Raw genomic sequence first — 12,325 nt, 5'->3', positions numbered from 1 at the left:
AAACCGAGATTGTCGTTAAGAGACAGACCTTTCTGTCTAACCGAGAAACCTCACCCCCGAGCGGGGGGCGACCGCCAGCATCGCATCACGCCATGATCGCGGTCCAGCCGGGCCGTCGACACGGCGGTCACCCCTGAAGGAGAACCATGACCACGCACGTCACGCGCGCTCGTCTGGGCGCGCTCGCCGCGCTCATGGCCGCCGCGCTGCTGTCCGCGCCGGCCACCGCCACCGCGGCTCCGAGCCAGAACGGCCTCGAGAACGGCATCGAGCGGCACGTCCCGGCGCACGCCGCCTCGGCCGCCGCCTACTGGACGGAGGAGCGCATGCGCTCCGCGATCCCCGCCGACGTCCTCGTCGCCGACAACGCCCGCGCCGCGAAGAACGCGAACCCGGGCAAGCCCGTCGAAGCCGGTCAGCCGCAGCGCATCCAGGCGCAGAAGCCGTCGGCGACGCGCTACTCGCCCGTCTCGCACATCGGCAAGGTCTTCTTCACCCTCAACGGCGGCAACTACGTCTGCTCGGGCAACGCGGTCTCCTCCGCCAACGAGCTCACCGTCTCGACCGCGGGCCACTGCGTCAACGAGGGAGGCGGGGCCTACGCCTCGCGCTGGATCTTCGTGCCCGCCTACGAGAACGGCCGCGCGCCGTACGGCCAGTGGACGGCCACCGAGCTCATCACGACCTCCGCCTGGGCGAACTCGGGCGACATCAGCTACGACGGCGCCTTCGCTGTCATGGCCCCCCTCAACGGCCGCACGCTGAGCGACACGGTCGGCGCGACGGGCGTCGGCTTCAACCTCTCCCGCGGGCTCGCCTACGAAGCCTTCGGCTACCCGGCAGCGCGGCCCTTCAACGGCGAGACGCTGCAGGGCTGCACGGGCACGGCGAAGCCCGACCCGTACAACCAGACGCTCTCGCAGGGCATCCCGTGCGACATGACGGGCGGCTCCTCGGGCGGACCGTGGTTCACGCAGGGCCTGCAGAACTCGGTCAACAGCTTCGGCTACTCGGGCGTGCGCAACACGATGTTCGGGCCGTACTTCGGCACGGCCATCCAGCAGGCCTACCAGGCGGCGGCGAACTAGCCCCGCCCCACAGGAAGCCAGGAGCCCCGCGGTCGTCCACGCCGCGGGGCTCCTGCACGTCGGTGTTTGTGGATAGCGGCAGCAGACGGGCCGCAGAGGACAGTACCGCGTGGTTACCGACCGTTCTGTCCATTCGTTATGCATCCGTTATCAACGGCATCTGTCACCCTGCGCGATTTGTGAAGATGCTTTGCTTTAACCACACCAGGTGAGCGGTCCTCCAAATGCCCGTGGCGTCCGGAAGGCCAACGTTGGTCAGTGCTGCTCGTGGGTTGCTCGCCGTCGTCGTCGCGTCGATCACCAGTTTCTCTCTCATCTCATCGATGCTGATGTTCGTGGCCGTGGAGGCTGTCGCGGCGCCAGCACTCGCGGCGGGATCCGTGCTGGATCTGCCGTCCATCGGCTCCTCTGCTGCTCCTGATCGGGCATCGAGCACTCCTGCTGGAGATTTCTCATCCGTCGGGGATTCGGGCGCTCACGAGTTGGCCCCTGCGGGGCCAGAGGGAGCCGGCGCAAACGAAGCGGCCCTGAACGAATGGTTGGCGACTGCCACCGAAGCCGACGTCGTTCGCCGCTCGGAGTACGCGACGACATACCGCACCCCCGATGGATCGTTTGTCGATGTCACCACGCCGTATCCATCGAACGTTCGTGACGTCGACGACAGGTGGGTGCCAGGCCAGACTCGGCTCGAGGCAGCAGCGTCGGGATGGCGAACCGATAAGCACCCCCTGAATCCGCGTTTCGCCGATAGGGCGGATAGCTCACGAGCTGTCGTGCTCACCCGTGAGGGCCACGAGGTCACTTTCTCGCTCACGGGCGCCGGGCCGGGAACGGCGAGCACTCAGTCCTCGAACGGGAAGGTTCGCGACTCGCTGATCTTCCGCGGCATCGCGCCACAGGTCGACCTCGAGCATGTGGTGGAGCAGTCGAGCGTGAAGGAGACGGTGATACTCGCGACGCCGAACGCGGGGACATCGTCGTTGTTGAGAGTATTGACGCCGGGGAGACTCGGGAGGGGCGCGGTTTTGTAGTCTTGAGCGCCTACTCCCTACTGGGAGCCAAGAAATTGCTGGAGACCGTAATATTTGTGGGATCCTCGGCATGGACGTTCTCGGGGCCTTGGTACTCCGGCCAGTAGTCATCATCAACCGAGCCAAATATCTGACACCAACGGAGGCAGACATCAAAAATCACCCGGCTGCCTTCTTCGCCCTGCTTCCGTTACCGCTAATCCCGCTAATTCTTTCCAGTCTCTCTTACCTAAGAAATCCCCAGAGCGACTCGGCCGTGCCCGCTTCGTGGATTGTTGCCATTTCAATGTACGCGTTACTGTTGATCTGGCTTCTTGGACGTCACCTGCAAGCTCGACATTTCACTCGGGAAGCACGTCGGCATCTTCAAGATGTCGTGGCGCTCGTCGGGCCCATCTCCGTTAGCGAAGGGGTTTATGGACAGCTTGATTTTCGGCAAGTAACTACTTCAATCTCGGCAATTGCATTGCGCCCGACCTCGACGGAGCTTCGGGTTTACGCGCCAACTTCGCCTCCAAGCGTCTACGCTCTACTTCAGAATCGACAGCTTGTAAGAGTTGAGCTTGATGCTAGCTGGCAGGTCCGCCACGCGCCCGCCACAATTGTCTTTCTTTTCGCAGACGGTTTTGTCGCTCGAGCGGAACTCGTTGGTCCATTTCGAGGTCTCTTACTGCCCTATCGCCGAACTGTGACCGAAATAGTCTTCCGGTTGAACTCACGACTTGAGATGGCGACACGCGAATAAGGTGAGCATAGCCACGTAATCTCAACCAAGGGCGACATCGAAAGGCGCATTTCTCGAGCGTCATCCGTCGCTGGTATCGCTCCGCCGTCAAGGCTCGGAAAGAACTTCTCTTCCGCGTAACTTGCGGTTTTACGTATGGGTGCTTTCTCGATGTGCCGATCTACGGTGACCGTGCGGACTTTGCCCCGCACGAGCCTCGCGGGTTGGTGCGTTATCCGAAGGGGTCAACAGAGTTGCTCGCTGCGAGAGGCCACTGGTCTCATTCGATCGAGGCTCTACCGGTGAGAACGGCGCTTGACGCTTCCTTGGATACGATGGAGTCACACCCACACCCAGGCACCCTTACCTCTGACACGGTGCCGCCCATACGGAGCGAGAACCCATGAGCAACGCCATCCCCGACAAGCCCGCCCTCGAGGGTCTCGAGCCGAAGTGGGGCGAGGTGTGGGAGGCTCAGGGCACCTACCGCTTTGACCGCGACGCCGCCCTCGTCGCCGGCTCCGACGCCGTGTACGCGATCGACACTCCCCCGCCGACCGCCTCGGGCTCCCTCCACATCGGCCACGTCTTCAGCTACACCCACATGGATCTCGCCGCGCGGTTCCAGCGCATGCGCGGCCAGCACCTCTTCTACCCGATGGGGTGGGATGACAACGGGCTGCCGACCGAGCGCAGGGTGCAGAACTACTACGGCGTGCGCTGCGAGCCGGCCCTCCCCTACGACCCCGACTTCACGCCTCCCTTCGAGGGCGGCGGCACGAGCGGCAAGCCCGCCGACCAGGTGCCCGTGAGCCGCCGCAACTTCATCGAGCTGTGCGAGCGCCTCACCGTCGAGGACGAGAAGCAGTTCGAGGACCTCTGGCGAGCGCTCGGCCTGAGCGTCGACTGGACCCAGACCTACCGGACGATCGGCGACGAGGCGCAGCGTGTCGCGCAGCGCGCCTTCCTGCGCAACCTCGCCCGCGGCGAGGCCTACCGCGCCGACGCCCCCACGCTGTGGGACATCACCTTCCGCACCGCCGTCGCGCAGGCCGAGCTCGAGGACAAGGAGATGCCCGGTGCGTACCACCGGGTGAGCTTCCACACGCCCGACGGCGGGACGATCGAGATCGAGACCACGCGCCCCGAGCTCATCGCCGCGTGCGTCGCCCTCGTCGCCCACCCCGACGACGAGCGCTACCAGCCCTACTTCGGCACGACCGTGCGCACGCCCCTCTTCGGCGTCGAGGTGCCCGTCGTCGCCCACCACCTCGCCCAGCAGGACAAGGGCTCCGGCATCGCCATGGTGTGCACCTTCGGCGACGTGACCGATGTGGTGTGGTGGCGGGAGCTCGACCTGCCGACGCGCCCGATCCTCGGAAAGGACGGCCGCATCCTCGCCGATGCCCCGGAGGGCATCGAGGGCGACGCCCTCGCGGTCTACGGCGAGCTCGCCGGCACGACCGTGTTCAGCGCGAAGGCCCGCATGGTCGAGCTGCTGCGCGAGTCGGGCGACCTGCACGGCGACCCGCGGCCCATCACGCACCCCGTGAAGTTCTTCGAGAAGGGCGACAAGCCGCTCGAGATCGTCACCACGCGCCAGTGGTACATCGCCAACGGCGCACGCGACGAGGGCCTGCGCGAGCGGCTGCTCGAGAACGGCCGCCAGATCGCCTTCCACCCCGACTTCATGCGCGTGCGGTACGAGAACTGGGTCGGCGGGCTCTCGGGCGACTGGCTCATCTCACGCCAGCGCTTCTTCGGCGTGCCCATCCCCGTCTGGTACCGCCTCGACGAGAACGGCGAGCAGACGGGCGACCCGATCGTGCCGACCGAGGACATGCTGCCCGTCGACCCGTCATCGATGCCCGCCCCCGGGTTCGACGAGGCCCAGCGCGGCCAGCCGGGCGGCTTCATCGGGGAGGTCGACATCATGGACACGTGGGCGACCTCCTCGCTCACCCCGCAGATCGCGGCGAAGTGGGAGGACGACCCGGAGCTGTTCGACCTGGTCTTCCCGTACGACCTGCGCAGCCAGGGTCAGGACATCATCCGCACCTGGCTGTTCTCGACCGTGCTGCGCGCCGAGCTCGAGCACGGCACGGTGCCGTGGAAGCACGCCGGCATCTCGGGCTTCATCGTCGACCCCGACCGCAAGAAGATGTCGAAGTCGAAGGGCAACGTCGTCACGCCGCAGGGCATGCTCGACGAGCACGGCTCCGACGCGGTGCGCTACTGGGCCGCCAGCTCGCGCCTCGGCACCGACGCGGCCTTCGACCCGCAGAACCCCAAGCAGATGAAGATCGGCCGGCGCCTCGCGATCAAGGTGCTCAACGCCGCGAAGTTCGTCTACTCATTCCCCGTGCCGGCGGGCGACGCGGTCGTCACCGACCCGCTCGACGTCGACATGCTCGCGACCCTCGGCGACGTCGTGCGCCAGGCGACGAAGGCCTACGAGGAGTACGACCACGCCCGCGCCCTCGAGCTGACCGAGCAGTTCTTCTGGACGTTCTGCGACGACTACCTCGAGCTCGTGAAGGAGCGCGCCTACGGCTCCACGCCCGGCGATGAGTCGGATCGCGTCGACGGGCAGGCGAGCGCCGTGACCGCGCTGCGCCGCGCGGTCGACGTCATGCTGCGCCTGCTCGCGCCGGTCATCCCCTTCGCCACGGAGGAGGTGTGGAGCTGGACCCACGACGACAGCGTGCACCGCGCGGCCTGGCCGACCGTCGACGAGCTCGGCGTCGACGCCGCCCCGAGCGGGCTCCTGCCGCTCGTCTCGGCCGCCCTCATCGGGATCCGCCGCGCGAAGACCGACGCGAAGGCGTCGCAGAAGACGCCCGTCGCGCACGCGACGCTCTCGGCGCCGCTCCTCCTCGCCGAGGCCGCCGGCGACCTCAAGGCCGTCGGGCGCATCGACACGCTCGACATCCAGCAGGGCGAGAGCGTCGAGGTGCTCGCGATCGAGCTCGCGCCGCTTCCCGAGGCGCCGTAGCCCGCGCCCTGCTCGTGCGAGCCTCTCGCGACGCGCGCCCCGCCGTTTCCTCGGCCGGGGCGCGCGCCGTGGTTCACTGAGCGCATGACCGTTAGCCCCCTGACGATCCGGCCGATCGCCGCCGCCGATCGCGACGCGTGGCAGCGGCTCTTCCTCGCCTACGGCGCGTTCTACGAGACCGCTTTCGAGGCGGCCGTCATCGACGGCGTCTGGGCCTGGCTGATGGATGCCCGCCACCCGCTGACCGCGTTCGTCGCGGAGATCGACGGGGAGGTCCGCGGCTTCGCGCACGTGCGCGAGCAGCCCGACACCTTCACCGCCGGGCCCGGCTGGTTCCTCGACGACCTGTACGTCGACGAGGAGCTGCGCGGCACGGGCGCCGGGACCGCGCTCCTCGACGCGGTCGCCGCGCACGCGACCGCGCACGGCGGCGGAACCCTGCGCTGGATCACCGCGCACGACAACGACCGCGCCCAGCGCGTGTACGACCGGCTCGCGACCCGCACGAGCTGGGTGACCTACGAGAAGGAGTGCTGAGCATGCAGCTCGGAACCCGTTGGACCGTGGGCGGCGAGCCGCCGGCCCGCGTGAGCCCCGCCGTCCGCGCGGCGATCCGCGCCGTCGAGGGCGACCTGCTCGGGCGCGACACGACGCAGTGGCGCTGGACCCTCACGTGGCTGGAGGGGCGACCCGTGGTCGAGCTCGACGACGGGACGGTCATCCGCGAAGGGCACGACGGAAGCGTCACGACGACGCTCGACGACGACGAGACGCACGACGCCTGAGACGGCTCGCGCCGGAGACGGCCGGCGCCGGAGACGGCCGCGTCGGCGGATGCGCCGGAGACGCGAAACGGGCGCGCCGACCAGGAGGGATCGGCGCGCCCGTTGATCGTGGGGCGGCGGGGGCTACTGCACGAAGCCGTAGCGGAAGCCGTCGCGGGTGCGGCGCACGGCGGTCTCCGTCGCGATGAGGCTAGCCTGCTCGTCGTGCCCGCTGACCGAGGCGCGAGCGCCCGACCAGGTGAGCAGAGCGAGGCCGGCGCTCAGGGCGAGGCGGCGGAGAACGGGAGTGCGACGGCGCGGCAGCTGGATGGTGATCATGCCCGTGCTCATGGTGACGGCGGTCATGCTCTCTCCTCCTTCGCGGTATCGGTGGTGTCGGACGGGGATTCAGGGGTGCTGCCGTCTGCGGGGATGATGCCCTCGCGAGGGATGCTGCCCTCGTGGGGGATCTCGGCTCCGTCGACGACCGGGAAGGCGTAGAACTGCACGAGCGCGGGGCGCGAGCCCGGCACCCGCTGACCGCGGTGCTTCTCGACGAACTCGTGGACGAGCTCGCCGACGTCGTGGTGGAGCTGAGCGAGCTGCTCGGCGGTGACGTGGACGTTCGACATGGTGATGCTCGAGGCGTGCTGCCACTCCTCGCTCAGCTCGGTCATGCCGCGCTCGATGAAGTCGCGGAAGTACTGCTCGCGGTGGTGGGCGAACTCGCGCATGACGATGCGCGAGACCTCGCGGCCCGTCTCGCTCCTGCCCGTCTCCTCGTCACCGAGGTAGATGGGGGCCTGGACGCGCTGCCACCAGCGCTCGCGGCCGGTGCCCTTCTCCGCGAGCTCCTCCACGTAGCCGTGCTTCTCGAGCTGGCGGAGGTGGTAGCTCGTCGATCCGCTCGACTCGCCGAGCCGCTCGGCGAGCATGCTCGCGGTCTGCGGGCCGTACGTCGAGAGCGCGTCGATGATCGTGACGCGAAGGGGGTGCGCGAGGGCCTTGAGGCCTTCGAGGTCTGCCCTGCCGTTCGGATCGTGTCCCATGACTGCAAAGATACGCTTGCAAAAGAGTCTTTGCAAGTATTTTTTTGCAGAAACTTTTTTGCAGATGGATCTTTGCAGAGGACTGTTTGCAGTTCGGCGATGCTGCGGCTCGTCGGCCCTAGGGTGAACGGATGAGCAATCCCTTCCTCTCCCCCAGCACCCTGCCGTACCAGCTGCCGCCCTTCGCCGAGATCAGCGACGATCACTTCGGCCCCGCGATCGAGCAGGGCATGGCCGAGCAGCGCGCCGAGATCGCCGCGATCACCGCGCAGACCGAGCCGGCGACCTTCGCCAACACCATGGAGCCCCTCGAGCGCAGCGGCCAGCTGCTCACGCGCGTACTGCGCGTGTTCTTCAACAAGAGCTCGGCCGACTCGAACGACGCGAGCAACGCGCTCGAGGAGGAGTTCGCGCCGAAGCTCGCCGCCCACGAGGACGCCATCACGCTCGACTCCGCGCTCTACGCGCGCATCGCCGCGCTCCACGAGCAGCGCGACAGCCTCGAGCTCACGCCCGAGCAGCGGTACCTCATCGAGCGCCGCCACACCGTCATGACCCTCGCCGGCGCGGGCCTCGACGACACGCAGAAGGAGCGCCTGAGCGAGCTGAACTCGCGCCTGTCGGTGCTGCAGACCCGCTTCGAGAAGAACCTCCTCGCCGACACCAACGACCTCGCCGTTGTCATCGACGACGTCGCCGAGCTCGACGGGCTCACTCCCGGCGAGATCTCCGCGGCGGCGCAGGCGGCCGCCGATCGCGGGCTCGAGGGCAAGCACCTCGTCACCCTCGTGCTGCCGACGGGGCACCCGTGGCTGGCCTCCCTCACGAACCGCGACGTCCGCGAACGGATCATGGCGGCATCCCGCGCCCGCGCCGCGCGCGGCAACGAGCACGACAACAGCGCCGTGCTGCTCGAGATCGTGCGACTGCGCGCCGAGCGCGCCGAGGTGCTCGGCTTCGAGAACCACGCCGCCTTCGTGACGGCCGACGGCACCGCGAAGACGCCCGCGCGCGTCGCCGAGATGCTCGAGAAGCTCGCCCCCGCCGCCGCCCGCAACGCCCGTGCCGAGCAGGAGAAGCTCGAGCGACAAGCCGGCCACCCCATCGAGGCGCACGACTGGTCCTTCTACAGCGAGCGCGTGCGCGCGGCCGAGTTCGACGTCGACACCGCCGCCCTTCGGCCCTACTTCGAGGCCGAGCGCGTGCTGCAGCAGGGCGTCTTCGCGGCGGCGACGAAGGTCTTCGGCATCACGTTCTCCGAGCGCACCGATCTCACGGGCTACCACCCCGACGTCCGCGCCTTCGAGGTGCGCAACGAGGACGGCTCCGAGCTCGGCCTGTACCTGCTCGACCTGTTCACGCGCGACAGCAAGCGCGGCGGCGCCTGGATGAACGAGCTCATCGGCCAGAACGAGCTGCTCGACCACCCCACGATCGTCGTCAACAACCTCAACGTGCCGAAGCCCGCCGCAGGCGAGCCCGCGCTGCTCACCTTCGACGAGGTCAACACCTTCTTCCACGAGTTCGGCCACGCGCTCCACGGCCTGTTCGCGCACGTCACCTACCCCTCGTTCACGGGCACGAACGTGTACCGCGACTTCGTCGAGTTCCCCAGCCAGGTGAACGAGATGTGGATGCTGTGGCCCGAGATCGTGAACGACTACGCGGTGCACCACATCACCGGCGAGCCGATCCCCACCGAGATCCTCGATCGCATTCGCGCGAGCGAGACCTGGGGCGAGGGCTTCGCGACGAGCGAGTACCTCGCCGCGGCCCTGCTCGACCAGGCCTGGCACACGCTCAGCGCCGCCGAGGCCGCCGCCGTGACGGATGTCGCCGGGTTCGAGGCCGAGGCGCTCGCGCGCGTGGGCCTCGACAACCCCGCGGTGCCGACGCGCTACAGCTCGACGTACTTCGCCCACGTGTTCTCGGGCGGGTACTCGGCCGGCTACTACAGCTACATCTGGAGCGAGGTGCTCGACGCCGACACCGTCGAGTGGTTCCAGGAGAACGGCGGTCTCACGCGCGCCAACGGCGACCGGTTCCGGCAGTACGTGCTCGGGCTCGGCGGCGCGGGAGACCCGCTCGAGGCGTACCGCGAGTTCCGCGGCCGCGACGCGGTCATCGAGCCGCTGCTGACGCGGCGCGGGCTCGCCGCCTGAGCGGCTAGAACCAGAAGCCCAGGCACGGCGGCACGGGAGTGACCGCCATGCCGTGCAGGCGCTCGACCGCCGCCGCGTCGCCCTCGAGGCGGCCGGCGGCGGCGAGCGTGATCGGGCTCGCGCCGCCGAGCAGCAGCGAGCTCAGCGCGGCGATGCCGAGGCTCACGTCGGCCGGCTCGTCCGTCGTCTTCACGCGCGCGGCGCCCGCGTCGTCCACCTCGAGCGCGAACCGCCCGCCGGCGAGGCCGAGGTCGTCGGCGACGTCGAGCACGACGCGGCCGGGGCGCTGCCAGGTGCGGCCCTCGAGGCACCTCGGGACCTCGAGGATGCGCGCCCACAGGTGGTCGGTGACCGAGCGCGTGAGCACGGCTCGGGCATCCGCGACCATCCACTTCACGGGCTCGTCGACGCTGCGCTGGTGGGCGACCACCTCGTGGACGAGGTCGAGCTCGAGCACGTAGCGCCACAGCGCGGCGTAGGCGTCGGGGGTCGCGGCGATGAGGTCGACGATCTCGACGGGGTGCTTCGTGAAGTCGGCGCCGGCGTCCTTGACGCGGTACACCGCGAAGCCCTGCGGCTCGCCCGCCTCGTCGTCGTAGCGCACGGCACGGAGGTCGGCCGACTTCGACGCCTGCGAGGGGCGGAGGCCGAGCTGGCGATCCCAATGACCGCCCCAGGTCGGGATGCCGCCCGCGACCCGCGCGCGCTCCTCCAGGTCGAGCGCGATCGTGCGGGCGCTCTCACGGGAGATGAGGTGCACGCGGCCGGCGGGCGTCGGTCCGACCCAGCGCGCGCGCTTCGTGTCGACGACGAGCTCGGTCGACCACGTGGCGGGGCCGAAGCCGTACCGGCCGTAGATCGTCGACTCGGAGACGGTGAGGATCGCGAGCGGTGTGCCGTTCGCGATCGCCGCGCGCAGCTCGCCCTCGAGGAGCCCGCGCGCGATGCCGCGCCGCCGGTGGGTCGGGGCGACCGTCACGACGCTGATCGCCCACGCCTCGAGGTCGCGGTCGCCCGGCACGCGCAGCGGCGTCGGCCAGCTGTCGACCGTCGCGACGGGCACCTCGGGCTCGGCGGCCGAGTCGTCCCAGACGCCGATCGCGCGCCGCTCGCGCGACGACTCGCGCATCTCGACGAGCGCCTGATCCTCCGGCGCTCCGCCGTGGAACCCGCGGGCGACCGCCTGCGAGAACGCGTCCTGCCGGGCGGTGTCGTCGCCGACGAGCTCGTAGCGCAGGCCCTGGCGGGCGAGGGCGTCGTGCGAGGCGGGGTCGGCGGGGAGGGTGCGGAAGTCGGCGTGCATCCGCCCAGGCTAGTGAGGCTCGGGGGCCTCCGACAGCTCCTCCGGTTCGCGCCCGCGCGTCGGCCGCCAGGTCGTCACGGCCAGTACGAGGGCGCCGACGACGAGACCCCAGAACGCGCTGCCGATGCCCGCGACGACGACGCCCGAGGCCACGACGATCAGGGTCGCCGCCGCGGTCAGCCGCGTCTCGGGCGACTCGAACGCGCTCACAAGGCTCGTCGTCAGGGCGCCGAGCAGGGCGAGGCCCGCGACGGCGATGATGAGGATGGGCGGGGCCGCGGCGACGACGGCCGTCGCGACCCCCGCGGCGAGGCCGAGCAGCACGTAGGTGACGCCTCCGGCGACGGGTGCGACCCAGCGCCGTCGCGGGTCGGGGTGCGCGTCCGGCCCCGCCATGAGCGCCGCCGTGATCGCGGCGAGGTTGAGGGCGTAGCCGCCGAGCACGGCGACCGCCGCCGTCATGCCGCCCGACGCGACGAGGATCGCCCGCGCGGGAACCGGCTCGAACCGGAAGGTGCGGAGCACCGCGAAGCCCGGGACGTTCTGGCCCGCCATCGTGACGATGAACAGCGGGACTCCGAGCGAGACGATCACGAGCGGGTCCAGGGCGGGGAGCGTCACGGCGAGGGCGGGCGCGAGGCCCGCGTCGAGCATCCCGCTGCCGGTCGCGGTGATCGCGATGCCGACGACCGCGACGAGCATCGCCGCGGGAACGGCCCACCGGGGCGCGAGCCGCACGAGCACGAGCCAGACGAGCACGACCGGGATCGCCAGGAGCGGCTCGTCGATGACCGCCGTGACCGGGGCGAGGCAGATGGGGAAGAGGATGCCCGCGAGCATCGCACCCGCGAGCGGCATCGGGATGCGCGTCATCGCCCTCCCGAGCGCGCCCCACAGACCCGTGAGAGCGATGAGGATCCCGCAGACCAGGAACGCGCCGATCGCCGCGGCGTACGAGCCCGTCGTGCCCTCGGCCGCGATGAGGAGCGCTGCGCCCGGCGTCGACCACGCGAACGACAGCGGCAGCCGGTACCGCCATGAGAGGGCGATCGCGAGCACCGCCTGCCCGAGGCACAGCGCGAGCAGGCCCGAGGCGGCCTCGGCGGGGCTCGCACCGACCGCGATGAGCCCGGCGATGACGAGCGCGAACGAGCTCGCGAACCCGGTGACGGCGCCGATCACACCGGCGATGACGGGCTGCAGCAT

The 12,325-nt window shown here is 69.6% G+C and carries 10 protein-coding genes; 6 read left to right on the top strand and 4 right to left on the bottom strand.

The window, feature by feature from the left end:
* The first annotated feature begins 146 nt into the window (after positions 1–146).
* The 5 genes from ASC54_RS07055 to ASC54_RS07035 all read left to right on the top strand — a co-directional run bounded on the left by ASC54_RS07055 (position 147) and on the right by ASC54_RS07035 (position 6,626).
* On the top strand, positions 147–1,088 hold the full coding sequence (locus ASC54_RS07055; protein ID WP_055897637.1) for a serine protease: 942 nt from the start codon (positions 147–149) through the stop codon (positions 1,086–1,088).
* A gap of 272 nt (positions 1,089–1,360) precedes the next feature.
* Positions 1,361–2,122, top strand: a complete 762-nt coding sequence (locus tag ASC54_RS12800) for a hypothetical protein (RefSeq protein WP_156376752.1) — start codon at positions 1,361–1,363, stop codon at positions 2,120–2,122.
* Between the two features lie 1,127 nt (positions 2,123–3,249).
* Complete coding sequence (gene valS, locus ASC54_RS07045) at positions 3,250–5,841, top strand: valine--tRNA ligase (protein ID WP_055897631.1); 2,592 nt, start codon at positions 3,250–3,252, stop codon at positions 5,839–5,841.
* 84 nt (positions 5,842–5,925) lie between these two features.
* Positions 5,926–6,378 (top strand): GNAT family N-acetyltransferase, encoded by a 453-nt coding sequence (locus ASC54_RS07040; protein ID WP_055855896.1) that lies wholly within the window; start codon positions 5,926–5,928, stop codon positions 6,376–6,378.
* 2 nt (positions 6,379–6,380) lie between these two features.
* Entirely contained in the window at positions 6,381–6,626 is a 246-nt protein-coding gene (locus tag ASC54_RS07035) for a hypothetical protein (protein WP_055898104.1), read from the top strand.
* Positions 6,627–6,749: 123 nt separating this feature from the next.
* Here ASC54_RS07035 and ASC54_RS07030 read toward each other — a convergent pair whose 3' ends face one another.
* Together ASC54_RS07030 and ASC54_RS13065 are read right to left on the bottom strand one after the other, a co-directional pair.
* The gene (locus ASC54_RS07030; protein WP_055897628.1) at positions 6,750–6,971 is read right to left on the bottom strand and encodes a hypothetical protein; all 222 of its coding nucleotides are present in this window, start codon (positions 6,969–6,971) and stop codon (positions 6,750–6,752) included.
* Complete coding sequence (locus ASC54_RS13065; RefSeq protein ID WP_055897625.1) at positions 6,968–7,654, bottom strand: transcriptional regulator; 687 nt, start codon at positions 7,652–7,654, stop codon at positions 6,968–6,970. Before ASC54_RS13065 ends, ASC54_RS07030 begins: the two co-directional genes overlap by 4 nt.
* Positions 7,655–7,785: 131 nt before the next feature.
* Between ASC54_RS13065 and ASC54_RS07020 the strand changes: the two genes are divergently transcribed.
* Positions 7,786–9,816: a M3 family metallopeptidase gene (locus ASC54_RS07020; RefSeq protein ID WP_055897622.1), complete on the top strand. Its 2,031-nt coding sequence runs from the start codon at positions 7,786–7,788 to the stop codon at positions 9,814–9,816.
* Between the two features lie 4 nt (positions 9,817–9,820).
* Here ASC54_RS07020 and ASC54_RS07015 read toward each other — a convergent pair whose 3' ends face one another.
* Together ASC54_RS07015 and ASC54_RS07010 are read right to left on the bottom strand one after the other, a co-directional pair.
* On the bottom strand, positions 9,821–11,119 hold the full coding sequence (locus ASC54_RS07015) for a GNAT family N-acetyltransferase (RefSeq protein WP_055897619.1): 1,299 nt from the start codon (positions 11,117–11,119) through the stop codon (positions 9,821–9,823).
* Positions 11,120–11,128: 9 nt separating this feature from the next.
* A complete protein-coding gene (locus tag ASC54_RS07010) occupies positions 11,129–12,325 on the bottom strand; it encodes a benzoate/H(+) symporter BenE family transporter (RefSeq protein WP_055855910.1) in 1,197 nt (398 codons plus the stop codon).

This window comes from Yonghaparkia sp. Root332, from assembly GCF_001425665.1.
Classification (GTDB): Bacteria; Actinomycetota; Actinomycetes; order Actinomycetales; family Microbacteriaceae; genus Microcella.
Note: the sequence above shows the minus strand (reverse complement) of the source record. Positions and strands in the feature narration are given on the sequence as shown.